This window comes from Pseudomonas sp. MWU12-3103b (genome assembly GCF_023100615.1).
Classification (GTDB): domain Bacteria; phylum Pseudomonadota; class Gammaproteobacteria; order Pseudomonadales; family Pseudomonadaceae; genus Aquipseudomonas; species Aquipseudomonas putida_A.
Genome location: NZ_JALMEY010000007.1, coordinates 201,910 through 225,634, shown reverse-complemented (window position 1 = coordinate 225,634; position 23,725 = coordinate 201,910). Strand labels below are relative to the sequence as shown.

The window sequence follows — 23,725 nt, the reverse complement described above, 5'->3', positions numbered from 1 at the left end:
CGGCGAGTCGGACTGCAACTGCTCAAGCCAGTTGCCGGGTTTCCAGTGATGGCGTATCGGCTACGGCGACCGGTTGCGTGACGCCGCGCTCGATGAAATCGGCGCTCAACTCCACGACCCGGCGGTACTGCAAATCCACGGTGATCATGTGATAGCAGTCGTCGAGCAGCACCTTGGTCACCGGCCCGCCGAGTGTGCGTTCGACGTAATCGGCATTCCAGCGGCTGGTGATGTCGTCCTCGATGGAGTGCAGCACCAGCGCCGGCGTGGTGATCGACGGCATGCGTTTTTTCACCACGGCGTTAAGCCGGTGCAGTTCGCGCACGGTGACGCCTTCCATGGTCAGCAACCCGGCCTGGCTGCTCTGACCTTCTTTCATCTGGCGTTCGACGATGGCGCGCAGGCGCTCGTTCTTGATCCCGTAGGGCGGCTTTTCTTCGAAACTGCACAGGTGCACGCCGAACGGGATTTTCATCAGCAACGGGGTGAGGAACGCGAGTTTGTTGATGCTCCAGCCGTCGTAGCGCAGGGTGGTCGAATACAGCAGCAAACCTTCGATCTGTCCCGGGTGTTCGGCGGCCAGGTACATCGACAGCACGGCGCCCATGGACAGGCCGCCGACATACACTTTGCGGTGTTTGCGGCGTACGCCGACGAAGGTGTTGCGTGCGCTTTCGTACCAGTCGCGCCAGCCGGTGGCTTGCAGGTCGGCATTGCCGCCGCAGTGCCCGGCCAGGGTCGGCACATAGACCGTGTGTCCGGCTTTCGCCAGGCCCACGGCCACCCGACGCAGCTCCGTCGGGGTGCCGGTGAGGCCGTGGATCAACAGCACCGCGACCTCCCCGTCACCGAGAACGAAACCGGCGTTGCCTTCGCCCATGTCGATCTCAGCGTCGATCATCGTTTCATCGCCCGATGCAGGAGGCGGTCGAGCAGGGCCAGGCCCAGATCGATTTCCGGATAGCTGATTTCCAGCGACGGTGCCAGGGTGATGACGTTCTTGTAGTAGCCGCCCACGTCGAGGATCAGGCCGAGACGACGACCGTCGATTTCGATGTCGCCCTTCATGCCTTCTTCAACCATGAAGTCGAGGGTGGCCTTGTCCGGGGTGAAACCGTCTGTGGTGCAGATCTCGCAGCGCAGCGCCAGACCGAGGCCGTCGACATCGCCGATGATCGGGTAGCGTTTTTGCAGATCCTGCAGGCCTTCAAGGAAGTATTTGCCCTTGGCCATGACCATTGCGCCGTAATCGACTTCGCTGGTCATCTTGAACATTTCCAGACCCACCGCAGTGCCCAGCGGGTTGGAGGCGAACGTGGAGTGGGTCGAGCCTGGCGGGAAGACTTTCGGGTTGATCAGCTCTTCGCGGGCCCAGATGCCGCCCAGCGGGTTGAGGCCGTTGGTCAGCGCCTTGCCGAAGACGATCACGTCGGGTTTGACGTCGAAGTGTTCGATCGACCACAGCTTGCCGGTGCGATAGAAACCCATCTGGATTTCGTCAACGACCATCAGGATGCCGTGCTGATCCAGCACGTGCTTGAGTTCGCTGTAGAAGTTCATCGGCGGGATCACGTAACCGCCGGTGCCCTGGATCGGCTCAACGTAGAACGCGGCGTATTCGCTCTGCCCGACTTTCGGGTCCCAGACACCGTTGTATTCAGTCTCGAACAACCGCGCGAATTGCTGCACGCAGTGGCTGCCGTACTCTTCCTTGGTCATGCCTTTGGGGCCGCGGAAGTGATACGGGAACGGGATGAATTGCGCGCGCTCACCGAAGTGACCGTAGCGGCGGCGATAGCGGTAGCTGGAGGTGATCGACGAAGCACCAAGGGTGCGCCCGTGGTAGCCGCCCTCGAAGGCGAACATCAGGCTCTTGCCGTTGCTGGCGTTGCGCACGACTTTCAGCGAGTCCTCGATCGACTGCGAACCGCCGACGTTGAAGTGCACTCGGCCGTCGAGACCGAATTTTTTCTTGGCGTCGACCGCGATCATCTCCGACAGCTCGATCTTGCCCTTGTGCAGGTACTGGCTGGCGATTTGCGGCAGGGTGTCGATCTGTTGTTTCAGCGCATTGTTCAGACGCGGGTTGGCGTAACCGAAGTTGACCGCCGAGTACCACATTTGCAGGTCGAGGTAGGCCTGATCTTCGGTGTCCCAGACGTAGGAGCCTTCGCAGCGGCTGAAGATGCGCGGCGGTTCGATGTAGTGAACGGTGTCGCCGTAGGAGCAGTATCTGGCTTCTTTTTCCAGAAGGACCTGGTCTTCGGCTGTCGCGATGCGGATATCAGACATGGTGCAGGGTTTCCTGTGCTTCAGAAGTGGATTCGTTGCTGAACGTGACGGCGTTGGCGGCCGGGGCCAGCGGCAGGCGGGCCAGCAGTTGTGGCAGTTCGGCGAAGCTGTCGAAGCGCGCGTAGGCGATGCCGTTGCGCTCGCAGTGCTCGGCCAGGCGATCCTTGGCGAAGACGAAATCGGCGGTGGACGCCACGCACATGTCGGACTGGCCGTCACCGATCACCAGCACGCGTTTGCTGCCGGGGGTGGATTTGCATTTGCAGTTGCCGGAGGCCGCGCGGCAGGCGTCACTGGCGTAGGGGAAATCGATGCGCCACTTGTCGTGGTCGATCTGGCGCAGGCGGTTGGCGAGGATCGGCAGCAGCGTCACGTAGTTGCGCGCCAGAATCCGCGCGATGCCTTGTTCGATGCCGTCGCTGACCACTTCCAGCGAAGCGCCGAGGCCGATCACGTGGTCGACGAAATCGGGGAAGTCCGGGTCGATGTCGATGCTGTCGAAGAATTCCAGCAGTTGTGCCGGCGTGGCCTTGATCAGCGCCAGTTGACGGCTGAGGCATTCACGGGAACCGATCTTGCCCTCCAGCCATTCATTTTCGATGGCTTCCCAGCTCGGGTCGGCGAAGCGTTCAAGGATGCTGTCGATTACGTCGGTGCGGGTGATCGTCCCGTCGAAATCACACACGATATGCCAGTCAATCATCTGCAGTACCTGTTGGGTCGAGGCAGTTGTCAGGGTGCGCGGTCTGCGCCTGGCAAGGGTGGGAGCAGGGACTGTGCCAATTGGCCAAAGCCCCGTGCTGGCGGGGGCGATGCGCGGTTTTCGAAAAGTGGAGCTACAATTTTTGTAGCTTGCTACAAACAACATGAGTGCTTGCGCCAAGGGCGGTATCAGGGGATTGATGCGCGCAAGTTCAGAAAAGGAATGACCTCATGCAGAGGAAGACACTGGCGTTATTGGCCGCACTGGCCTGCTTTTCCGGGCCCGCCCTGGCGGATGGCATTACAGGTGAAGCAGGAATCGGGGTGGGGTACCAACCGCATGATCCGAGCGGCAGCCGCTACGAAACCCGACCGATCCCGTATCTGGATCTGGACTGGGGCGATGTCAGCCTCGGTACCGACGATGGCCTGACCTGGAGCGCCTTGAAAAGCAACGGTTTCAGCGCCGGGCCATACGTCAATTACCTCTCCGGGCGCACCGCCAACGGCGAGTTGCGCGGCCTGCGTGATGTGCCCGACATGGCCGAGGCTGGCGGCTTCGTGCAATACGCTCCGGCCGATTTCTGGCGCGTATTCGCCTTCGTTGGCCAGGCCGTCGGCGGTGGCAGCGGGCAGGGCGGCGTGTTTGGCAAAGTGGGCGGTGAAATTGGCTATCCACTGGGCGGCGGGGTGATCGGCAGCAGCAACCTGACCGCGCATTTTGCCGATGCGCAGGGCACCCAGACCTTCTTCGGTGTCAGTGATCGCGAGGCGCAGGCCTCGGGCATCCGCGCTTACAACGCCGGCGGCGGTTTGCAGAACGTGGCGCTGACCCAGAGCTTCGAGTTCCCTCTGGCGCCACACTGGTCGCTGGTCACCAGCGCGAGCTGGATTCACCTGACTCGCTCGGCGGCGGACAGCAGCATCGTCAAAGCGGTGGGCGATACCAATCAGGGCGAAGTGCAGGCGGCCATCGCCTACAAGTTCGACTGATTACGCGCGCGGGCAAATTGGTCTGCGGTTTGCAGACAGCCATGTCGAATCCATTCCTTCAGGATGTTCTTCATGGCTCGCCCTGCTAACCGTCTGCTGGCTCATTCATTGTGGGACCTGATCCCCGTCGCTTTGGGCCTGGCCCATTTCGCTTTCGTCCTGTGGCTGGTTGCGGCCTTTCACGACCTGTCCTGGTGGACTTATGTGCCGCTGGCGCTGGGCTACGCAATCAGCCTGTCGTGGAGCATCAACAGCATTTCCCACAACCAGATTCACAACGCCTACTTCACCCCGGCGTGGCTGAACCGGGCATTCGATCTGTTGTTGTCGGTGACCATCGGTTTTTCGCAAACCCTCTATCGCGATATCCACAACCGCCATCACCGCGGCAACTCGGATCTGCCGGGGCCGGACGGCAAGACCATTGATCCGCTGTCGATCTATCTGCGCGGCAAGAACGGTCAGCCGGAGAATCCCTGGGCCTACACCTTCCTGAGTTTTTTCCGCGACGACCCCAAGCCGATCTACAACGAAATGCGCCGCAAACGCCCGAAGGATGCGCGTTGGGTTCAGGTCGAGATCTATGTGACGGTGGCGTTTTATCTGCTGCTGGCGGTGTATGACTGGCAGGCGGTGCTGGTGTTGTTGCCGTTCTGGTATCTGGGCCAGGCGCTGTCATCGCTCAACGGTTACTACGAGCATTTTGGCGGCAACCCGGATTTGCCGATTGCCTGGGGCGTGAGTGCCTACAGCCCGCTGTACAACCTGTTGTGGATGAATAACGGCTATCACGCCGAGCACCACTACCGGCCGAAATTGCACTGGACTCAGGTCAAGGCCTATCACCGGCAGATCGCCCGGCAACAGCAGGAAGCGGGGGTGAAGGATATTCCGCTGGCGCACGGTTTGGGCTTCCTGCTGAACCACCAAAAGCCTGACGCCTGACCGATTTGTGTAGGAGCTGCCGCAGGCTGCGATCTTTTGATCTTGAAAAGCAAAGATCGTCCGATCGCGGCCCGAGCCTGCGGCAGCTCCTACACGGAGCATTTCAGTGCTCTTCGCCTTCGGCGAGCAAGGCTATCCCGCCCATGATCACCGCCACGCCGAGCCAGTGCAGCAGACTGATCTGCTCGCCCAGTCCCAGCCACGACCCCAGCAGCACCCCGACAAACACCAGCGAACTCAGGGGAAACGCCAGTGACAGGCTGCTGCGTCGCAGAATCAGCATCCAGACGAAAAACGCGCCGATGTAGCAGGCAACCGCCACCCACACGCCGGGCGTCATGACGATGCCTTGCAGCCATTGCAGGCTGAGGTCCATCTGCCCCAGTTGATCACCACCGACCTTGCTCGCGATCTGTCCGCCACTTTCCAGAATAATCAACAGCGCCCAGAGCACGATGGTGCCCACGCGCCCGTGTAGCCAATGCATTGCGTCGTTCCTTTGCAGTTCCAGGCGAGCTTCAGACATGGCCGGCACACACAAGCATCACGCCCGCCGTAATCACCAGCGTGCCCAGCCAGCGCCGCCGACTGACGGTTTCGCCAAGCACCAGTTTGCCCGCCAGCACCACGCCGCAATAGGCCAGCGCGGCTGCCGGAAACAACAGACTCAGCGGTGCCCGCGACAGAGCGCCGAGCCAGACGAAAAACTCGATCGCGTAAGCGCCTATCCCGCACCACAATAGCGGTGCGTTGAACACCTGGCCCCAGAACACCTGAAGCCGAAAACCACCCTCCAGCTCCGGTAATCGATCCAGGCCCAGTTTGAAACACAGCTGGCCGATCACATCCAGAACGATGGACAGGGCCACCAGCACAATCACGGTGAAAGTCATGGAAACAGTTCCTCGAACAGGTCGATCAAGGCTTGATTGGTGGTGGAGTTGCGCAGGATATCGGTGTCGCTCCAGCGTTCGGCCGGCGGCTGATCGGTCTTCGCCTCCCAGCGTTTGAATACGTTGCTGAAGGCCGGACGGGCGTATTCGCCGCAGATGTCGATGCCGATGATTCGCTTGCTCGCCGCCAGCGCGCGCAGGGCCTGAAGCATATGGCTCAGGCGCATGCCGCCCTGATCCCAGTTGGTCGCGGCGTCTTCGCTGGCGAGCACGTCCTTGTCGATAGTGATCCACACCGCATCGGTCGGCAGGCTGGCGATCATTTTGTCGAGGAACAGCGTCCAGTCGACTTCGGACAAATTGCGCCAGTGCAGCATGTTTTCCTGCTGTTCATGGCCGGCGCCGTCACCGACACGCCCCCAGACTCGGGAGGGTGCGTGCTGCCACGGAAACAGCTGCAGAACCCCGCGTTTGAGCGCTGCGAGGTTGCCGCCCTTCAGTTGCGGGTTTCGCAGATCATCGCTGCACGGGCCGAGGGTGACGATGCGGCGGATGTCCGGCAGTTTCAGGGCCTGATTGACCCAGGAACCGCAATGCCGACGCGGCGCAAACCGCACCCAGTCAGGGTGATTGTCGAAATGGATCAGGCTGACCGGCTCGGGCAGGTCGGTGAGAAACGCCGGGGTCAGGTGGTGATAGTCACCGGAGCCGACGAAGAAGATTTCCGGTGCCGGGCCGCTGTGCCGTGGCCGTTGCTGCAAGCGTTCGGCGAAGCGTCGCCAAGTGCGTTCGCTGGACCAGAGCCGGAGTTTCGGGCCGAGGTCGAGCAGGTCCAGGCGTCTGGCGCGGCCACTGTCGAGCAGTCGCGCAATCGGCGCCTGGGCGGTCAGGCTGTGGTCGAGATCTAAAATATTCAAGGTCGCTATTTACCCTTGGCAGACCCTGCCAGACACCGGCCTCATCGAGCATGAGCGCCAGCCGGGCAGGGCTTTCGGGGGTAAATGCAAGGGACGGGCCAGCCGTTGTCTCAGGCGTGCAGACGCACCCACACCGAGACCAGCACGGTGGCGGCGATCAGCCACGCGACAACGGCCACGGCGAGTGACGCCTCCAGGCGCATGCGGTCAACCATCACGTACAGCGTCGCCAGATAGATGAAATACGGAATGATCGACCACATGCCGAACACAATCGTCGCCTTCAGATCGTCGATCGAGCGGCCCTTGCCGACGATGTAGTGGGCGATCAGGGCGAAGGTCGGAAACAGCGGCACCAGTCCGGCGATGTAATAGTTTCGGGTCTTCGACAGCGCGGCGAGAATAACCACCACTGCCGCGCCAAGTGCCGCTTTGAGTATCAGATCCATCAGTGGCTCAACCCGTACTTTTTCACTTTGTCGAACAGCGTGGTCTTGGCCATGCCCAGTTCTTGACTGGCCTGGGTCAGGTTGCCGCCACTGCGTTGCAAGGCGTCATTGAGCAGGTTGCGCTCGAAGGCTTCCACCGCTTCGGCGAACGCCAGCCCCTGACCGCCGCTGCTGGCGCCGGACTTCTTGAACGCCGGCAGGCCGAGGGCAAAGCGCTCGGCGACGTTACGCAGCTCACGCACATTGCCCGGCCAGTCGTGGCTCATCAGGTTCGACAGGGTCTGGTTGTCCAGCTCGGGCAATACCCGGTCGAAACGCAGCGCCGACTGCTGGGTGAAGTGTTCGAACAGTTGCAGGATGTCTTCACGGCGTTCGCGCAGCGGCGGCAGCTCCAGCGTCACCACGTTGAGGCGGTAGTACAAGTCGCTGCGAAACTCGCCGGCCTTGCTCGCGTCGTCGAGGTCGGATTTGGTTGCGGCAATCACCCGGCAATCCACCGCCACGCTCTGGTTCGAGCCGAGGCGTTCGAGGGTGCGTTCCTGCAACACCCGCAGCAGTTTGATCTGCAAGGGCAGAGGCATGCTTTCCACTTCATCGAGGAACAGCGTGCCGCCGTCGGCGTGTTCGATCTTGCCGATGCGCCGTTTGCCGGCACCGGTAAAGGCGTTGGCCTCGTGGCCGAAGATCTCGCTTTCGAAGAGGTTTTCCGGCAGGCCGCCGCAGTTCAGCGCGACGAACTGCTTGGCATGCCGACGACTGAAGTCGTGCAGGCAACGGGCGACCAGTTCCTTGCCGGTGCCGGTCTCGCCTTCGATCAATACGTTGGCCGAGGTGTCGGCGACGTTGGCGATCAGCTCGCGCAGGTTCTGCATGGCTGGCGAGCGCCCGATGATCCGGCCTTCGAGGGAGTCGCGTTCGGCCAGTTGCCGACGCAGCGAAGACACTTCCCGGGCGAGGCTGCGTTGTTCCAGTGCGCGACGAGCGACGTCCACCAGGCGCTCCGGCGAGAACGGTTTCTCCATGAAATCGTAGGCGCCTTTCTGCATCGCGCCGACCGCCATGGAGATATCGCCATGACCGGTGATCAGCACCACCGGCAGACTGCGGTCGCGCGCCTTGAGGCGGGTCAGCAGTTCCAGGCCATCGATGCCGGGCAGGCGAATGTCGCTGATGACGATCCCGGCAAAGTTGTCGCCGACCCGCTCCAGCGCTTCTTCGGCACTGCCGACGCCGATGCAGGGAATGTCTTCCAGGGTCAGCGCCTGCTGGCAGCCGAGCAGCACATGGGGGTCGTCTTCGACGATCAGCACACTAAGGTCGTGGTTCATATTGGCTCGGCAGGAGTAGGGCTTACCAACGGTAAACTGAGGACGAAGGTGGTGCCACCGCTGGCCGGGTGTTCGACACCCAGGTGTCCGCCGGTGGCGGCAGCGAGGCTGGCGGAGAGGGTCAGGCCGAGGCCCAGACCCTGTTCGCCGGGTTTGGTGGTGAAGAACGGCTCGAACAGATGCTTGCGTGCTTCGGCGTCGACACCGTGGCCGTTGTCGCGCACCCGCAGGCGATATTTGCCGTTGAACTCTTCGCCTTCCAGCCACAGCTGCGGTGAAGGTTGCGTCTGCATGGCGTCGAGGGCGTTGCCGATCAGGTTGACCAGAATCTGTTCGAGGCGGGTCTGGTCGATCTGCACCTGTACGTCGCTGAACTGACGATGCAGTTGCAGCGTTATGCTCTCGACCCGCGCGCCGAGCAGTTGCAGGGCCGCGTCCACCGCTTTGCCGAGGCTGGCCTGGCCTTTGTCGTCACCACGGCGGGCGAACGAGCGCAGGCTGGCGGTGATCCGGCCCATGCGGTCGATCAGGTCGTTGATGGTCTTGAGGTTGGTGCTGGCGACGTCGAGCTGGCCGCGTTCCAGAAAACGAATGGTGTTGCCGGACAGGGTGCGCATCGCCGCCAGCGGCTGGTTCAGTTCGTGGGCGATGCTGGTCGACATCTGGCCGATGGCCGCGAGTTTGCCGGCCTGCACCAGTTCGTCCTGAGCGCGGCGCAGGGTTTCCTCGGCCTGGCGCCGTTCGCGGATCTGGCTCTTCAGCCGTTCGTTGCTGGCGCGCAGATCGCCGGTGCGTTCGGTAATCCGACGCTCCAGTTGATTGTTGGCTTCCTGCAGGGCTTCGCGGGCGGCGAGGCGGGTGGCGATGACCTTGCGCCGTTCGTTCCAGGCGATCAGCAGGAACGCCACCAGCGCGAAGGCCACGGCCACCAGGATTCCCTGATTGATCGCTTCACGGCGCAAGTCCTGCAACGGCGTGAGCAGGGTGAAATTCCATGGCGTGTCGCTCAACGGCCGGGTCTGCGCCAGATAGCTGATGCTGTCGTCATCGGCGCTCAGTTCGCTGTTGGCCGGGAAGGTCAGTTTCTCCACACCGTCGGCCAGGGTTTCGCGGGCCAGCGGTTGCAGTTCGTTGAGCGGGAACCAGTAGTACTGCAGGCTGCGCGCGAGTTTTTCTTTGGTTTCATCACTCAGCGGTACTACGGACTTGAGGCGTCGCGCCGGATCGCTGGAAAGAATGATGATGCCGTTCTCATCGCTGACGAAGGCTTCCAGGCGGGCGCGCTGCCAACGCTCTTCCAGGGCTTCGAGGCGCACCTTGACCACGGCGACGCCGATGATCTTGCCGTGTTCTTCCAGGCCATGCGCGAGGTAGTAACCGGGCTCGCCGCTGGTGCTGCCGATCCCGTAGAAACGTCCGGGCTCGCCGCGCACGGCGTTCTGGAAATAGGCGCGAAAAGACAGGTCTTCGCCGAGGTAACTGTCGACGTCGCGCCAGTTGCTGGTAGCCATCACCCGGCCGGTGGTGTCCATGACGTAGATAGCCCGACTGCGGCTGCGCCGGTTCAGGCCTTCAAGGTATGCATTGACCGTTTGCCGGTGTTCCGGAGTCGGGTCGGCCAGCAGTTGCGGGACACTGGTTTCCAGTTCCAGCAGGCTGGGCAGGTAGGTGTATTTGCTGATCTCGCTTTCGACCGTGCGCGCGTGCAGTTCGAGCTGACGCTGGCCGTTTTCGCTGAGGCTGCGGATGCCGAAATGTTCACTGGTCCAGAAGCCGATGTAACCCAGTCCGATCATCAGGATGATGATCAGCGGCGGCAGGAACAGATGGCGAATCAGACGGGGCTTCACGGCAAGTGATGGCGGCGCTGCGCGATAGAGATTGGGGTCGCATTTCATCACAGTTGCCTTGGGTCAACCAGCATGGCTAACAGCATCCTGGTTTGTTCGAGCGCGGAACCTGTGGCGAGGGGATTTATCCCCGATCGGCTGCGAAGCAGTCGTCAAACCGGCAGATGCGGTTTGATTTTGAAATGCTGGGGTCGCTTCGCGGCCCATCGGGGATAAATCCCCTCGCCACAAAGCGCCCTCGCCACAGAGTTCGGTGTGTTGCTTTTAGTGCTGCAGGATTTTCTCGAGGAAGTGCTGCGCGCGTTCGGAGCGGGCGCTGATGTCGCCGAAGAACTCCTCTTTCGGGCAGTCTTCGATGATCTTGCCGGCGTCCATGAAGATCACGCGATCAGCCACTTTGCGCGCGAAGCCCATTTCGTGGGTCACGCACATCATGGTCATGCCTTCGTGGGCCAGTTGCACCATCACGTCGAGCACTTCGTTGACCATTTCCGGGTCGAGCGCCGAGGTCGGTTCGTCGAACAGCATGACGATCGGGTCCATGGCCAGTGCACGGGCAATCGCCACACGCTGCTGCTGACCGCCGGACAGTTGCCCCGGGTGCTTGTGCGCATGCGCCGACAAGCCGACGCGTTCCAGCAGTTGCAGACCTTTCTTGGTCGCCTCTTCCTTGCTACGGCCCAGCACCTTGATCTGCGCGATGGTCAGGTTTTCGGTGATGGTCAGGTGCGGGAACAGCTCGAAATGCTGGAACACCATGCCGACGCGCGAGCGCAGTTTCGGCAGGTTGGTCTTGGAGTCGGCAATCGAAGTGCCGTCGACGACGATGTCGCCTTTCTGGAACGGCTCCAGCGCGTTGACGCACTTGATCAGGGTCGACTTGCCCGAACCCGACGGGCCGCAGACCACGATCACTTCGCCTTTTTTGACCTCGGTGCTGCAATCAGTCAGCACCTGGAAGTCGCCATACCACTTGTTGATGTTCTTGATGGAGATCATACGGCAAACCTTTTTTGCAGACGCTTGACCAGCAGCGAGGCGGAAAAGCTGATGATGAAGTAGACGACACCGGCAAAGATCAGGAACTCGTTGGAACGACCGATGATGTCGCCGCTGGAGCGGGCGGAGTTGAGGAAGTCCACCAGGCCCACGGTGTAGACCAGCGAGGTGTCCTGGAACAGGATGATCGACTGTTGCAGCAGCAACGGGGTCATCTTGCGGAACGCCTGGGGCAGGATGATCAGCCGCATGGTCTGGCCATAGGTCATGCCCATCGCTTGCGCGGCGGCCATCTGGCCTTTGGGGATCGACTGCACGCCAGCCCGGACGATCTCACAGAAGTACGCGGCTTCGAACATCATGAAAGCCACGACGCAGGAGGTGAACGCGCCGATCGGGGTGTCTTCGCCGGTGATCCAGCGCAGCACGAACGGCACCGCCAGGTAGAACCAGGTGATCACCAGCAGCAGCGGGATCGAGCGGAAGTAGTTCACGTAGGCGCCGGCGACGCGCGACAGCAGTTTGCTGGACGACAGGCGCATCAGTGCGAGGATCGTCCCCAGCACGATGCCGCCGATCACGCCCATGACCATCAGTTGCAAGGTCATGACCATGCCGTTCCACAGGCCCGGGATCGCGGGGATGATGCCGCTGAAATCGAAGTCCATTATTTACCCCCCACGGAGATCAGGCCGGGCACTGCGACTTTCTTCTCGACCATGCGCATCAGCAACATCAGGCTCATGTTCAGGGTGAAGTAGATCAGCGTGGCCAGGGTGAAGGCTTCAAACAGGTTGGCCGAGAACTCGGCGGTCTGTTTGGTTTGCGCCAGCAGTTCCATCAGGCCGATCAAGGACGCCACGGAGGAGTTCTTGAACACGTTGAGGAATTCCGAGGTCAGCGGTGGAATGATGATGCGGTAGGCCTGGGGCAGCAGTACGTTCCAGTAGATCTGCGGCAGCTTGAAACCCATGGCGCGGGCGGCGGATTCCTGGCCCCGTGGCAGCGCCTGGATGCCGGTGCGCACTTGCTCGCAGACCCGGGCGGCGGTGAACAGGCCCAGGCACACGACCACGCTCAGGTAGGCCGAGGTGGTCGGGTTCAGATCCTGCTTGTACCAGTCCTGCAGGTTTTGCGGCAGCAGATCGGGCACCAGGAAGTACCAGATGAACAGCTGCACCAGCAGCGGCACGTTGCGAAACAGTTCGACGTAGCAGGTCGCGATGCCCGATACGAGGCGGTTCGGCACCGTGCGCATGACCCCCAGAATGGAGCCCAGCAGCAAGGCGATGATCCATGCCACGATGGCGATGGCAATGGTCCAGCCCAGGCCGGCGATGTACCAGTCGAGATAAGTCTCGCTGCCCACGCCGGTGGACTTGAAGAACACGCCCCAGTCCCAGTTGTAATTCATTAGGGTCTCCCCTCGAAATCGATCGATGTACAAGCACCCGCTTGGGGAAGATCCTTTCCCGTCCGACGTTGAACGCCGGGCACACGCGATCGGCTCGAAAACCGCCAGGTCGAGTGTTCCACTGTAAAACCAGCAGGTAACAGACGCCTGAGGGAGGGTGGCTCCCTCAGGGGATAAGGTTAGTCAGGAATCAGATTTTTACGTCAGGCGCCGGCTTGTCGCTCGGGTTGGCGATCAGTTCCTTGACCTTGTCGCTCATCGGGAAGTTGAGGTTCAGGCCCTTTGGCGGAATCGCGGTTTCGAACCACTTCTTGTAGATCTCGTTGATCTTGCCCGACTTGTACAGGCCGACGATGGCGTCATCCACAGCCTTCTTGAAGGCCGGGTCGTCTTTGCGAACCATGCACGCGTAGGCTTCGAACGATTGCGGAGTACCGGTGATGACCCAGTCGTCCGGCTTCTTCGCCTTGGCTTCTTCGCCGGCCAGCAGGGCGTCGTCCATCATGAAGGCAACGGCGCGGCCGCTTTCCAGCATGTTGAAGGATTCGCCGTGGTCCTTGGCGGAGATGATGTTCATGCCCATCTGCTTGTCGGCGTTCATCGCTTTGATGATGCGCTCGGACGTGGTGCCAGCGGTGGTCACGACGTTTTTGCCTTTGAGGTCGGCAAAGTCTTTGTAGGACGGGTTGCCATCCTTGTCTTTCTTGACCAGCAGGCGGGTGCCGATTTCAAAGATGTTGACGGTGAAGTCGACTTGCTGGGCGCGTTCGGCGTTATTGGTGGTGGAACCGCACTCGATATCCGCGGTGCCGTTCTGGATCAGCGGGATACGGGTTTGCGAGGTCACCAGGTTGTATTTGACCTGCAGGTCTGGCTTGTTCAGGTCTTTTTTCAGGGCTTCAACGATGGCCACTTGAATGTCGTGGGAGTAGCCCACTGGCTTGCCGGAAGCATCCGCAATGTAGGAAAACGGAATGGAACTGTCGCGGTGAGCGAGGGTGATGGTGCCGGAATCGTTGATTTTCTTCAGGGTGCCGGTGAGTTCGGCGGCGAAAACTGGAGTGCTGATCAGAGCGGCCGCAATGGCTGCGCCCAGGATATGGGGAACGATGCGCATCAAATTTTCCTCGAATTGTTTTTTTTATGGGGCCAGTTCGTCGGCCCTTTTTGTGCTTCGAATGCCTGACGGCTCCTGAAGTGTTGGCACGGCAGGCATTCGTCGAGAGAGTGTAGAGCATGAGTCGTGCCAGAGCAGTCGATAGTGGCTAATGGCTTGATTTATAAGGTGATTAAAGTTTTGTGTCGGTGTTTTTGGCTGGAACTGATCCGGTTATCCGAATTGACCGGGAGGTCGCGTTCGGAAAACCGAACGATCTTTTAATCGCTGCCCTCATATTGATGATCGTTCGAGCCCACATTCCCTTGTGGCGAGGGGATTTATCCCCGATAGGTCGCGAAGCGGCCTTCTTTCAGCGCAAGGCGAGGACCGCTTCGCAGTCCATCGGGGATAAATCCCCTCGCCACAGGGTTAGTGGCAGGCAAAGTAAGTCACGCAGCAAAAAGCCCCTGAATCTCTCAAATCAGGGGCTTTCGTTTAAGCGATGTTCAAATCACGCCGCTTCAATCTTGCGGTTCTGCTCGACCTTGCCCAGGTAGGCCGCCAGTTTCTCTTGCTCGGCCGGGGTAGTGAACAGGCCCAGTTTGCTGCGACGCCACAGGATGTCGTGCGCCGTGGTGGCCCATTCTTCGCTGCACAGGTAATCGACTTCACGGGTGTAGAGCCCGCCACCCATGTGTTCGCCCATGTCGGCGAGGGTTTCCACGCCTTCGAGCATGCGCCAGGTGCGGCTGCCGTAGGTGGTGGCCCAGCGGCGGGCGATCTCGGTCGGGACGAAGTCGAACTTGTCGCGGATCTGCGCGCTCAAGGCTTGCGGAGTAGTCATGTCTTCGCCGCCGGGCAGGGTCGCGGTGGCGGTCCAGCTCGGGCGCATCTGGGTGAAGTACGGCATCAACTGGGCCATCGCTGACTCGGCGAGTTTGCGGTAGGTGGTCAGTTTGCCGCCGAACACCGACAGCAGCGGTGCTTCTTCGCCTCCGCCAGACAATGCCAGGGTGTAATCGCGGGTCACGGCGGACGGGTTGTCGGATTCGTCGTTGCACAGTGGACGCACGCCCGAGTAGCTGTGCTGGATGTCGTCGCGGCTGACCTGCTTCTTGAAGTGCGCGTTGACCACTTTCAGCAGGTAATCGGTTTCGCCGTCGGTGATTGCCACTTTCGCCGGATCGCCGGTGTATTCACGGTCGGTGGTGCCGATCAGGGTGAAGTGGTTCAGGTATGGAATGGTGAAGACGATGCGCTGATCTTCGTTTTGCAGGATGTGCGCGTGATCGCCTTCGTACAGTTTCGGCACGATGATGTGGCTGCCCTGAATCAGGCGGATGCCGTACGGCGATTCCATTTTCAGGTCGTCACGAATGAACTTGGCGACCCACGGGCCGGCGGCGTTCACCAAGGCTTTGGCAGTGATCGAAAACAGGCTGCCGTCGGCGCGTTCCAGATTCAGGTGCCACAGGCCCTTGGCGCGGCGGGCGCTGACGCAACGGGTCTGGGTGTGTACGTGGGCACCTTTTTCCCGGGCGGCCATGGCGTTCAGAACGACGAGGCGGGCGTCATCGACCCAGCAATCGGAATATTCGAAGCCCTTGGTGATTTCGCTTTTCAGCGCGCTGTCGGCACCGAACTTCAGGCTTTTCGAACCTGGCAGTTTTTCGCGCTTGCCGAGGTTGTCATAAAGGAACAGGCCGGCGCGGATCATCCAGGCTGGACGCAGGTGCGGACGGTGCGGCAGCACAAAGCGCATCGGCTTGACGATGTGCGGCGCCTTGGCCAGCAGCACTTCGCGCTCGGCCAGCGCTTCACGCACCAGACGGAATTCGTAATGTTCGAGGTAGCGCAGGCCGCCGTGGATCAGCTTGCTGCTGGCCGACGAGGTGTGGCTGGCCAGGTCATCCTTTTCGCAAAGGAACACCGAGAGACCGCGACCGGCGGCATCCGCTGCGATCCCCACGCCATTGATCCCGCCGCCAATCACGGCAACGTCGTAGATCTCGGAGATAGGGGGCGTACGCAAGGTAGAGGTGGACATCGGCTGGCCTCGGGCTCTTTTGATTTTCTGTCTTGGAAATCGAACATAAATGTTCATTTGCGAAAATGGTAGCCCATAAAGACGCGCGCAGCCAGTCGCGTTCGATTGAAAAAACTCATCGAAGGGCGGCTAAAAGAAAATTTTCGAACATTATTGAGGCGGAGATGATCTTTGTGGCGAGGGGATTTATCCCCGATGGGCCGCGTAGGGGCCCCTCAATCAACTACCGTGGAGTCTCAGGCACACCGCATTGGGTGGTTTTAGGACTGCTTCGCAGCCCATCGGGGATAAATCCCCTCGCCACAGGGGATGTTGAACGGGTTTAAACGACTTCCAGACGAATTTTGTGCTGGCTCAGCAGTTGCGCCAGCGCCGGCACCGGTTGCTGATCGGTCACCAGGCAGTCGATCAGGCTGATCGGCCCTAAACGAATCATCGCATTGCGCCCGAACTTGCTCGAGTCCGCCGCCAGAATCACCTGCCGCGCATTGGCAATGATCGCCTGCGACACGCGCACTTCCTGATAATCGAAGTCGAGCAGGCTGCCGTCTTCGTCGATGCCGCTGATACCCACCAGTGCGAAATCGACCTTGAACTGGTTGATGAAGTCCACGCTCGCCTGACCCACCACACCGCCGTCACGGCGCACGTTGCCGCCGGTCAGCAGCACATCGAAATCATCCTTGGCACTGAGCATCGAGGCGACGTGCAGGTTGTTGGTGATGATCTTCAGATGGTTGTGATTGAGCAGGGCGCGGGCAATCGATTCGGTGGTGGTGCCGATGTTGATGAACAGCGAGGCGTGATCGGGGATCTGCGCGGCGATGGCTTCGCCGATGCGTTGTTTTTCGTCGCGCATCTGGTCGGCGCGCATCGCGTAGGCGGTGTTTTCGACGCTGGAATCATAGGCCGCGCCGCCATGGTAGCGACGCAACAGATTGGCTTCCGCGAGCTGATTGATATCGCGGCGGATGGTTTGCGGGGTAACAACGAACAGCGTAGCCATTTCCTCGATGCTCACATAGCCGCGTTCGCGGACCAGCTCGAGGATTTGCTGCTGACGGGGAGGCAGATTCATGGGGCTTCCTTTGGGCTGCCGTGCAAAATTTGCCCATGATGACGCAGGAATCTCCTCCCGACCAGTTTCCAAACAACGTGAAAGCTACTGCGCTCGGCAATCCTGCGTTAAAAACAGGCTCGGACTGCTCATTTACAAACCCGTAAACTCCGCGTCCTCGCCTGTTTTTGCCTTGTCTTGCCTTCGCTCGCTACGCTTTCACGCTGTTTGGACAGCTTAAGTCAGTCTTCAGACTGGCTTATTCAGCGTCTTCACGCGCCCAGTCACGGGTGCGGCTGACGGCTTTTTTCCAGCCTTTGTACAGCTTCTCTTTCTCGGCTTCGTCCAGGCTCGGTTCGAACTCACGCTCGATCACGGCCTTGCCGCGCAGTTCGTCGAGGCTGCCCCAGAAACCACACGCCAGACCGGCCAGATACGCTGCGCCCAGCGCGGTGGTTTCGCGCATTTGCGGACGCTCGACCTGGGTGCCGAGGATGTCGGCCTGGAACTGCATGAGGAAGTTGTTCGCGACCGCGCCGCCGTCCACGCGCAGGGCCTTGAGGCGTTCGCCGGAGTCCTGTTGCATGGCGTCGAGTACGTCGCGGGTCTGGTAGGCGATCGATTCCAGCGCGGCGCGGATGATGTGATCCACGCGCACGCCGCGCGTCAGGCCGAACAGTGCGCCACGGGCATACGGGTCCCAGTACGGAGCGCCCAGACCGGTGAAGGCCGGTACCAGGTACACACCGTTGCTGTCCTTCACTTTATTGGCGAAGTATTCGGTGTCGTGAGCGTCGTTGACGATCTTCAGTTCATCGCGCAGCCACTGCACGGTCGAACCGCCGTTGAACACCGCGCCTTCCAGGGCGTAAGCCACTTCGCCACGCGGGCCGCAAGCGATGGTGGTGAGCATGCCGTGTTGCGATTTCACCGCTTTGTCGCCGGTGTTCATCAGCAGGAAGCAGCCGGTGCCGTAGGTGTTTTTCGCCTGGCCCGGCTCGACGCACATCTGGCCGAACAGTGCCGCTTGCTGGTCACCGGCGATACCGCCGATGGCGATGCCGCTCTTGGTGCGACCGTAGATTTCCGAAGAGGCTTTGACTTCCGGGAGCATTTCGCGCGGGATGTCGAGGATTTCCAGCATCTTCGAATCCCACTCCAGCGAATGGATGTTGAAGAGCATGGTGCGCGAGGCGTTGGTGTAGTCGGTGACGTGTACCTTGCCGCCGGTGAATTTCCAGATCAGCCAGCTATCGACGGTGCCGAACAGCAGTTCGCCATTGCGCGCACGCTCGCGGCTGCCTTCGACGTTGTCGAGGATCCACTTCAGCTTGGTGCCGGAGAAGTACGGGTCGGTGACCAGGCCGGTGTTGTCGCGGATGTACTCTTCGTGGCCATCGCGCTTGAGCTGCTGGCAGATCTCGGTGCTGCGGCGGCACTGCCAGACGATGGCGTTGTACACCGGACGACCGGTGGTCTTGTCCCAGACCACGGTGGTTTCACGCTGGTTGGTGATACCGATGGCGGCGACCTGATCGTGATGCAGACCGGCCTGGGCCAGTGCTTCGACCATCACCGCGCTCTGGGTCGCAAAGATTTCCATTGGATCGTGTTCGACCCAACCGGCTTGCGGGTAGTGCTGGGCGAATTCGCGCTGGGCGGTGCAGACCACGTTCGCATCGCGGTCGAAAATGATCGCGCGGGAGCTGGTCGTACCCTGATCGAGGGCAATGATGTAGTTCTTATTCTGAATGTCGGTCATGTCGATTGCCTTGGACGAAATAAGGGAGAGTGGGCCGTGGCGCGGGCTCTAAAAGGGCAGGAGCCCGCGCCGACTGTTTCAAGAAGTTCTTGGTTTGCCGTCAATGGCCGGTTCTGCATCCTTTGTAGCAGGTGTGGCGCCGGTCAGGTGACGGGCGATGAGCCCGCGATACCCGGCAGCGCCGAGGCAGGCACCGACAATCGGTGCAAAAATCGGAATCAGGAAGTACGGAATATCGCGGCCGCCAGTGAAGGAAATTTCACCCCAGCCGGCGAAGAAAGTCATCAGTTTCGGACCGAAGTCACGCGCCGGGTTCATCGCAAAACCGGTCAGCGGGCCCATCGAGCTGCCGATGACGGCAATCAGCAAACCGATCAGCAGCGGTGCCATCGGGCCTTTCGGCAGACCGTTATTGTCATCGGTCAGGGCCATGATCACGCCCATCAGGATCGCGGTGATGATCATCTCGACCAGGAATGCCTGAGCGGTGGACAGTACCGGATTGGGGAAGGTCGAGAACACCGAGGCCAACTCAAGGCTGGCGGCGGTGCCACGCACCATGTGGTGAGTTTGTTCGTAATCGAAGAATAGATTGCTGTACAGCGTGTACACCAACAGCGCACCGCAAAACGCGCCGGCGATCTGCGACAGGATATAGAACGGCAGTTTGCGCTTTTCGAAGTCGGCGAAAATGCTCAGGGCAATGCTCACGGCGGGGTTCAGATGCGCGCCGGAAACCCCGGCGGTCAAGTAGATCGCCATGCTCACGCCGACGCCCCAGATAATGCTGATTTCCCACAGACCGAAGCTGGCGCCCGCGACTTTGAGCGCGGCGACACAGCCAGTGCCGAAAAAGATCAGAAGTGCAGTCCCCAGAAACTCGGCCAGGCATTGGCCGGAAAGCGATGGTTGCTGTAAAGCAGTTGTCATTGAAAACCTCGATTTTTGTTGTTGTCTGGCGCGTTTGCCGTCAGGGCAAGGCGCGATTTTCGCCGGGGCAGGATCCCCATCCTGTTCCCGCTTTACTGCTGGGTGCTGCGGTGATGATAATTCTTACATTATTCAGATTCGAAAAAATATAGACAAGAAACAAACCTGTCAAAGGTCGAAAGTGAACCATCGGTCACAATTAAACTATCAGCCTGCTGAATGATCCTGCGGAGGACGGCGGCGATAGCCCGGTGATTCACCTGCAACGCCCGGAAAACGGGGCCTGCGCCAGAGCCTTTTGCGATGTGATGGCCTAGAATCCGGCGCAGGATTTTTCTGTTGATGCCGAACCTGGAGCTGCCATGACCCCTGCGTTGGACTTGTTGAAAAAAGTTCGTGCCGAACATCGCGTGCACAGTTACGAACATGATCCCAAGGCCGCGTCCTATGGGCTGGAGGCCGCCGAGAAACTGGCGCTGGAGCCGGCGCAGGTGTTCAAGACGCTGCTCGCTGCCAGCGAAAAAGGTGAATTGCTGGTGGCGGTGGTGCCGGTCGTCGGAAGTCTTGATCTCAAAGGTCTGGCACACGCGGCGGGCGTGAAGAAAGTCGAAATGGCTGACCCGGCTGCGGCACAGCGTTCCACCGGTTACCTGTTGGGCGGCATCAGTCCGCTGGGGCAGAAGAAGCGTCTGCGCACCTTCATCGATAACTCGGCCCAAGGCTTTGCGACTATTTATGTCAGTGCTGGCCGACGTGGCCTGGAAGTCGAATTGGCGCCGGCGGTTCTGGCTGAACACACCCAAGCCAAATTTGCCGACATCGGTCGTGCATGAACTTGCGTTCTGTATGAAGAAAATTGCCCGGTTCTGTCACTGGCGCTGAGCGCAGCGTGGCTGCATGCTCTGCCGACTCACTCAGGGAGAAGGTTATGCAGCTCGAATTTCATCAGGTCGATGCGTTCAGTGATCGGCCGTTCAGTGGCAACCCGGCGATGGTGTATCGGCTCGATGCATGGCTCGCGGACGATTTGATGCAGAAGATCGCCGCCGAACACAATCTGGCAGAAACCGCGTTCGTGGTGCGCGAAGGCGCGGCGTGGCACATCCGCTGGTTCACCCCGACCACCGAGGTGCCATTGTGCGGGCATGCGACGCTGGCCAGTGCCTATGTGTTGTTCGAGGTCTACAAGGAAACTACCGAGCGGCTGGACTTCACCTGCAAGTCCGGGCCGCTGAGCGTCAGCCGCGAGGGCGATTGCCTGTGGCTGGACTTCCCGTCGATTTTGCCGTCAGAAATTGGCGTGACGCTGGATGTCGAGCGCGCGCTGGGCGTCGAGGCGGTGGATGTGCTCGGTTCCAACGAATTGTTTGTGGTGCTGGAGTCGGAGCAGGCAGTGCTCGACTGCAAGCCGGACATGGTAGCGCTGGCGAAACTGCCGTGGCTCGGCGCCATCGTGACGGCGTGCGGCAATCAGCACGATTTCGTTTCGCGCTACTTCGCCCCGGCAATCGGCATCAACGAAGATCCGGTGACCGGCTCGACGCATTGCAGCCTGATTCCGTATTGGTCGAAACGTTTGGGCAAATCCAGTTTGACCGCGTGCCAGCGTTCGGCGCGGGGCGGGGAGTTGTTCTGTCGGCTGGAGGGGGAGCGGGTGAAGATCGGCGGGAATGCGACGCTGGTGGCCAGCGGTACGTTGATTTTGGGCTGACCCTAAACCAATTGTGGGAGCGGGCTTGCTCGCGAATGCGCTGTGTCAGACGACCTCTTCGTTGACTGACACAGCGCATTCGCGAGCAAGCCCGCTCCCACAGTTTTGATCCGGGGCGGATCAGAGTGCAGCGCTGTAGCGGCGAACGCCGTTTTCCACCGCCGGGATTTGTGCCGCGGTACTGCCGCTGGCCTGGAACAGGACGAGGTGTTCGGCGGCGACCCGAATTCCCACCTCCGCACCCACCTGATGGTCGGCATGGCTCGGGAAGATCGATTCCAGCTGCGCACCGGTCGGCAGTTGCAGGCGATACAGGGTCGAGGCACCAAGGAACGTCTTGCCGACAATCCGCGCTTTCAACCCACTGTCAGGCGCATAAACAATGTCATCCGGACGCAGCAATACATCCACCGCACCGCCCACCGGCCAGGTGTAGGCGCGGTTGCCGCGCAGTTCGCCGAGTTCGGTCTGCACCGACTCCGGGCTGCCGAGCTGGCCGCGGATGAAATAACCCTGACCGATGAAGCTGGCGACAAACGGCGTCGCCGGCTCATGGTAAAGGTTGTAGGGCGTATCCCATTGCTCCAGGCGACCTTCCTTGAATACACCAACGTGATCGCTGACGGCGAAGGCTTCTTCCTGATCGTGAGTCACCAGAATCGCGCTGGTGCCACGGGCCTTGAGGATGTCGCGCACTTCGTGGCTGAGCTTGCGGCGCAGCTCGCCATCGAGGTTGGAGAACGGCTCGTCGAGCAGCAGCAGTTGCGGCTCCGGCGCCAGTGCCCGGGCTAGGGCAACACGCTGTTGCTGGCCACCCGATAACTCGTGGGGAAAGCGCTTGCCTAGATTCTTCAGATTGACCAGTTCCAGCAGCTCCTCGGTGACGCGCTCCTTGTTCGGGTGCTTGCGGATACCGAAGGCGATGTTGTCTGCAACACTCAGGTGCGGGAACAGCGCGTAATCCTGAAACACCATGCCGATCCGGCGTTTCTCTGGTGCCAGGGTGAAACCGGCGCTGGAAATGGTTTCGCCACCCAGCGTGATTTCCCCTTCATGCACCGGTTCGAAACCGGCAATCGCGCGCAGGGTTGTGGTCTTGCCGCAGCCGGACGAGCCGAGCAGGCAGCCGATGTCACCGGCGTTGAGGTGCAGATTGAGGTTCTGCACCACGCGTTGATCTTGATAGCCGCAAGCGAGGTTGCGCAGGTTCAGCAGTAATTCATGGCTCATGCGTGGTGATATGCCGGTTCGACGAGGAACTCGAGCAGGGCCTTCTGTGCGTGGAGACGGTTTTCTGCCTGATCCCAGGCGACGGAGCGCGGGTCATCAAGCAGGTCGAGGCTGATTTCTTCACCGCGGTGCGCCGGCAGGCAGTGCATGAACAGCACATCTTCGGCCGCCAGATCGAGCAGGGCGCGGGTCACCTGAAACGGAGCGAACAACTTCAGGCGCTTGGCAGTTTCCTCTTCCTGACCCATCGAAGTCCAGACATCGGTGCTCACCAGATGCGCACCGCGCACGGCATCCTGCGGATCACGGACGATGGTCACGCGATCGCCGGCGCGGGCGACAAATTCCGGATTAGGCTCGTAGCCCTGCGGGCAGGCAACGCGCAACTGGAAGTCGAACTGGATCGCCGCTTCTATATAGCTGTTGCACATGTTGTTGCCGTCGCCGATCCAGGCCACGGTCTTGCCCTGGATCGAGCCGCGGTGTTCGAGGAAGGTCTGCATGTCGGCCAGCAACTGGCACGGGTGCAGGTCATCGGACAGGCCGTTGATCACCGGCACGCGCGAGTTGGCGGCGAATTCGGTCAGGGTGCTGTGGGCAAAGGTACGGATCATCACCGCGTCGAGCATGCTCGACATGACGATGGCGCAGTCGCCGATCGGCTCGCCACGGCCCAGTTGGGTGTCACGTGGCGACAGGAAGATCGCCTGGCCACCGAGCTGGATCATGCCGGCCTCGAAGGAAATCCGGGTACGGGTCGAGGATTTCTCGAAGATCATCCCCAGGACGCGGTTTTTCAGCGGCTCGAACAGTACGCCGCGGTTACGCAGGTCCTTGAGCTCAACGCCTCGACGGATCACGCTGACCAGCTCTTCGGGCGTGCAATCCATCAGGGAGAGAAAGTGCCTTGCGCTCATCATTGACTACCTTTTTGCTACAGACCGCAGATGCTCAAAGCCTTGTTTAACGGAACAACGGGCGAGACCTGCGGCGTAAGCCGCACGGGGCGACGAAATTGGGGAAGGCGCGATATTGACACTAAATGTCGCGTTACGCCAATAGGCTACGGTTTTTGCGGGATTCGGAGGGCGCACGGGATGTTGCAGT

Annotated in this window: 23 protein-coding genes; 4 read left to right on the top strand and 19 right to left on the bottom strand. The window is 60.6% G+C overall.

Annotated elements, in window-relative coordinates:
- Positions 1 to 22 precede the first annotated feature (22 nt).
- The 3 genes from M0808_RS13765 to M0808_RS13755 are packed head-to-tail and all read right to left on the bottom strand — an operon-like array spanning position 23 to position 2,995.
- Positions 23 to 901, bottom strand: coding sequence for an alpha/beta fold hydrolase (locus M0808_RS13765; protein WP_098965395.1), 879 nt, complete (start codon positions 899 to 901; stop codon positions 23 to 25).
- On the bottom strand, positions 898 to 2,292 hold the full coding sequence (locus tag M0808_RS13760; protein WP_247841460.1) for an aminotransferase class III-fold pyridoxal phosphate-dependent enzyme: 1,395 nt from the start codon (positions 2,290 to 2,292) through the stop codon (positions 898 to 900). Before M0808_RS13760 ends, M0808_RS13765 begins: the two co-directional genes overlap by 4 nt.
- Positions 2,285 to 2,995: an HAD-IB family phosphatase gene (locus M0808_RS13755; protein ID WP_247841458.1), complete on the bottom strand. Its 711-nt coding sequence runs from the start codon at positions 2,993 to 2,995 to the stop codon at positions 2,285 to 2,287. The genes M0808_RS13760 and M0808_RS13755 overlap by 8 nt, the downstream gene beginning before the upstream one ends.
- A 230-nt stretch (positions 2,996 to 3,225) precedes the next feature.
- Here M0808_RS13755 and M0808_RS13750 point away from each other — a divergent pair, with 230 nt between their 5' ends.
- Together M0808_RS13750 and M0808_RS13745 are read left to right on the top strand one after the other, a co-directional pair.
- Positions 3,226 to 3,987: a MipA/OmpV family protein gene (locus tag M0808_RS13750; RefSeq protein ID WP_134787239.1), complete on the top strand. Its 762-nt coding sequence runs from the start codon at positions 3,226 to 3,228 to the stop codon at positions 3,985 to 3,987.
- A gap of 72 nt (positions 3,988 to 4,059) precedes the next feature.
- Positions 4,060 to 4,932, top strand: coding sequence for a fatty acid desaturase (locus M0808_RS13745; protein ID WP_247841456.1), 873 nt, complete (start codon positions 4,060 to 4,062; stop codon positions 4,930 to 4,932).
- A 103-nt stretch (positions 4,933 to 5,035) separates the two neighbouring features.
- Here the strand turns inward: M0808_RS13745 and M0808_RS13740 are convergent, their stop codons facing one another.
- The 14 genes from M0808_RS13740 to M0808_RS13675 form a co-directional block, all read right to left on the bottom strand.
- Entirely contained in the window at positions 5,036 to 5,419 is a 384-nt protein-coding gene (locus tag M0808_RS13740) for an EamA family transporter (protein WP_134787237.1), read from the bottom strand.
- Between the two features lie 31 nt (positions 5,420 to 5,450).
- Complete coding sequence (locus M0808_RS13735; RefSeq protein WP_098965385.1) at positions 5,451 to 5,825, bottom strand: transporter; 375 nt, start codon at positions 5,823 to 5,825, stop codon at positions 5,451 to 5,453.
- Positions 5,822 to 6,742 (bottom strand): arginase, encoded by a 921-nt coding sequence (locus M0808_RS13730; protein ID WP_247841454.1) that lies wholly within the window; start codon positions 6,740 to 6,742, stop codon positions 5,822 to 5,824. The genes M0808_RS13735 and M0808_RS13730 overlap by 4 nt, the downstream gene beginning before the upstream one ends.
- A gap of 110 nt (positions 6,743 to 6,852) precedes the next feature.
- On the bottom strand, positions 6,853 to 7,182 hold the full coding sequence (locus M0808_RS13725) for a GlpM family protein (protein WP_178082099.1): 330 nt from the start codon (positions 7,180 to 7,182) through the stop codon (positions 6,853 to 6,855).
- Between the two features lie 8 nt (positions 7,183 to 7,190).
- Complete coding sequence (locus M0808_RS13720) at positions 7,191 to 8,519, bottom strand: sigma-54 dependent transcriptional regulator (protein ID WP_139054272.1); 1,329 nt, start codon at positions 8,517 to 8,519, stop codon at positions 7,191 to 7,193.
- On the bottom strand, positions 8,516 to 10,417 hold the full coding sequence (locus tag M0808_RS13715) for a sensor histidine kinase (protein WP_247841452.1): 1,902 nt from the start codon (positions 10,415 to 10,417) through the stop codon (positions 8,516 to 8,518). The genes M0808_RS13720 and M0808_RS13715 overlap by 4 nt, the downstream gene beginning before the upstream one ends.
- Before the next feature lie 216 nt (positions 10,418 to 10,633).
- A complete protein-coding gene (locus M0808_RS13710) occupies positions 10,634 to 11,368 on the bottom strand; it encodes an amino acid ABC transporter ATP-binding protein (protein WP_007963947.1) in 735 nt (244 codons plus the stop codon).
- A complete protein-coding gene (locus M0808_RS13705) occupies positions 11,365 to 12,036 on the bottom strand; it encodes an ABC transporter permease subunit (RefSeq protein WP_007963949.1) in 672 nt (223 codons plus the stop codon). Before M0808_RS13705 ends, M0808_RS13710 begins: the two co-directional genes overlap by 4 nt.
- On the bottom strand, positions 12,036 to 12,782 hold the full coding sequence (locus M0808_RS13700) for an amino acid ABC transporter permease (RefSeq protein ID WP_027612077.1): 747 nt from the start codon (positions 12,780 to 12,782) through the stop codon (positions 12,036 to 12,038). Before M0808_RS13700 ends, M0808_RS13705 begins: the two co-directional genes overlap by 1 nt.
- A gap of 190 nt (positions 12,783 to 12,972) precedes the next feature.
- A complete protein-coding gene (locus M0808_RS13695; RefSeq protein WP_027612076.1) occupies positions 12,973 to 13,899 on the bottom strand; it encodes a glutamate/aspartate ABC transporter substrate-binding protein in 927 nt (308 codons plus the stop codon).
- Between the two features lie 493 nt (positions 13,900 to 14,392).
- Positions 14,393 to 15,928, bottom strand: coding sequence for a glycerol-3-phosphate dehydrogenase (gene glpD, locus M0808_RS13690; protein WP_247841451.1), 1,536 nt, complete (start codon positions 15,926 to 15,928; stop codon positions 14,393 to 14,395).
- Positions 15,929 to 16,250: 322 nt separating this feature from the next.
- Complete coding sequence (locus tag M0808_RS13685) at positions 16,251 to 17,006, bottom strand: DeoR/GlpR family transcriptional regulator (protein ID WP_007916700.1); 756 nt, start codon at positions 17,004 to 17,006, stop codon at positions 16,251 to 16,253.
- Positions 17,007 to 17,244: 238 nt separating this feature from the next.
- On the bottom strand, positions 17,245 to 18,747 hold the full coding sequence (glpK, locus tag M0808_RS13680; RefSeq protein ID WP_027612074.1) for a glycerol kinase GlpK: 1,503 nt from the start codon (positions 18,745 to 18,747) through the stop codon (positions 17,245 to 17,247).
- 78 nt (positions 18,748 to 18,825) lie between these two features.
- Positions 18,826 to 19,677 carry an MIP/aquaporin family protein gene (locus tag M0808_RS13675; protein ID WP_027612073.1) on the bottom strand — a complete coding sequence of 284 codons (852 nt, stop codon included), beginning with the start codon at positions 19,675 to 19,677 and terminating at the stop codon, positions 18,826 to 18,828.
- Between the two features lie 362 nt (positions 19,678 to 20,039).
- On the opposite strand from M0808_RS13675, the gene ybaK reads away from it, so the two are divergent.
- The gene (ybaK, locus tag M0808_RS13670) at positions 20,040 to 20,510 is read left to right on the top strand and encodes a Cys-tRNA(Pro) deacylase (protein WP_003227741.1); all 471 of its coding nucleotides are present in this window, start codon (positions 20,040 to 20,042) and stop codon (positions 20,508 to 20,510) included.
- A 95-nt stretch (positions 20,511 to 20,605) separates the two neighbouring features.
- Positions 20,606 to 21,388, top strand: a complete 783-nt coding sequence (locus M0808_RS13665) for a PhzF family phenazine biosynthesis protein (RefSeq protein WP_247841449.1) — start codon at positions 20,606 to 20,608, stop codon at positions 21,386 to 21,388.
- Positions 21,389 to 21,508: 120 nt separating this feature from the next.
- Here M0808_RS13665 and M0808_RS13660 read toward each other — a convergent pair whose 3' ends face one another.
- Both M0808_RS13660 and argF read right to left on the bottom strand, forming a co-directional pair.
- Entirely contained in the window at positions 21,509 to 22,618 is a 1,110-nt protein-coding gene (locus M0808_RS13660; RefSeq protein WP_096795147.1) for an ABC transporter ATP-binding protein, read from the bottom strand.
- Positions 22,615 to 23,535, bottom strand: a complete 921-nt coding sequence (gene argF, locus M0808_RS13655) for an ornithine carbamoyltransferase (RefSeq protein ID WP_047296204.1) — start codon at positions 23,533 to 23,535, stop codon at positions 22,615 to 22,617. The genes M0808_RS13660 and argF overlap by 4 nt, the downstream gene beginning before the upstream one ends.
- Positions 23,536 to 23,725 lie beyond the last annotated feature (190 nt).

Excerpts from the sequence above, each read along its gene's own strand:
- M0808_RS13765 (WP_098965395.1), bottom strand. The coding sequence starts at position 901 with ATGATCGACGCTGAGATCGACATGGGCGAAGGCAACGCCGGTTTCGTT.
- M0808_RS13760 (WP_247841460.1), bottom strand. The coding sequence starts at position 2,292 with ATGTCTGATATCCGCATCGCGACAGCCGAAGACCAGGTCCTTCTGGAA.
- M0808_RS13755 (WP_247841458.1), bottom strand. The coding sequence starts at position 2,995 with ATGATTGACTGGCATATCGTGTGTGATTTCGACGGGACGATCACCCGC.
- M0808_RS13750 (WP_134787239.1), top strand. The coding sequence starts at position 3,226 with ATGCAGAGGAAGACACTGGCGTTATTGGCCGCACTGGCCTGCTTTTCC.
- M0808_RS13745 (WP_247841456.1), top strand. The coding sequence starts at position 4,060 with ATGGCTCGCCCTGCTAACCGTCTGCTGGCTCATTCATTGTGGGACCTG.
- M0808_RS13740 (WP_134787237.1), bottom strand. The coding sequence starts at position 5,419 with ATGCATTGGCTACACGGGCGCGTGGGCACCATCGTGCTCTGGGCGCTG.
- M0808_RS13735 (WP_098965385.1), bottom strand. The coding sequence starts at position 5,825 with ATGACTTTCACCGTGATTGTGCTGGTGGCCCTGTCCATCGTTCTGGAT.
- M0808_RS13720 (WP_139054272.1), bottom strand. The coding sequence starts at position 8,519 with ATGAACCACGACCTTAGTGTGCTGATCGTCGAAGACGACCCCCATGTG.
- M0808_RS13715 (WP_247841452.1), bottom strand. The coding sequence starts at position 10,417 with ATGAAATGCGACCCCAATCTCTATCGCGCAGCGCCGCCATCACTTGCC.
- M0808_RS13710 (WP_007963947.1), bottom strand. The coding sequence starts at position 11,368 with ATGATCTCCATCAAGAACATCAACAAGTGGTATGGCGACTTCCAGGTG.
- M0808_RS13705 (WP_007963949.1), bottom strand. The coding sequence starts at position 12,036 with ATGGACTTCGATTTCAGCGGCATCATCCCCGCGATCCCGGGCCTGTGG.
- M0808_RS13700 (WP_027612077.1), bottom strand. The coding sequence starts at position 12,782 with ATGAATTACAACTGGGACTGGGGCGTGTTCTTCAAGTCCACCGGCGTG.
- M0808_RS13695 (WP_027612076.1), bottom strand. The coding sequence starts at position 13,899 with ATGCGCATCGTTCCCCATATCCTGGGCGCAGCCATTGCGGCCGCTCTG.
- glpD (WP_247841451.1), bottom strand. The coding sequence starts at position 15,928 with ATGTCCACCTCTACCTTGCGTACGCCCCCTATCTCCGAGATCTACGAC.
- M0808_RS13685 (WP_007916700.1), bottom strand. The coding sequence starts at position 17,006 with ATGAATCTGCCTCCCCGTCAGCAGCAAATCCTCGAGCTGGTCCGCGAA.
- glpK (WP_027612074.1), bottom strand. The coding sequence starts at position 18,747 with ATGACCGACATTCAGAATAAGAACTACATCATTGCCCTCGATCAGGGT.
- M0808_RS13675 (WP_027612073.1), bottom strand. The coding sequence starts at position 19,677 with ATGACAACTGCTTTACAGCAACCATCGCTTTCCGGCCAATGCCTGGCC.
- ybaK (WP_003227741.1), top strand. The coding sequence starts at position 20,040 with ATGACCCCTGCGTTGGACTTGTTGAAAAAAGTTCGTGCCGAACATCGC.
- M0808_RS13665 (WP_247841449.1), top strand. The coding sequence starts at position 20,606 with ATGCAGCTCGAATTTCATCAGGTCGATGCGTTCAGTGATCGGCCGTTC.
- M0808_RS13660 (WP_096795147.1), bottom strand. The coding sequence starts at position 22,618 with ATGAGCCATGAATTACTGCTGAACCTGCGCAACCTCGCTTGCGGCTAT.
- argF (WP_047296204.1), bottom strand. The coding sequence starts at position 23,535 with ATGAGCGCAAGGCACTTTCTCTCCCTGATGGATTGCACGCCCGAAGAG.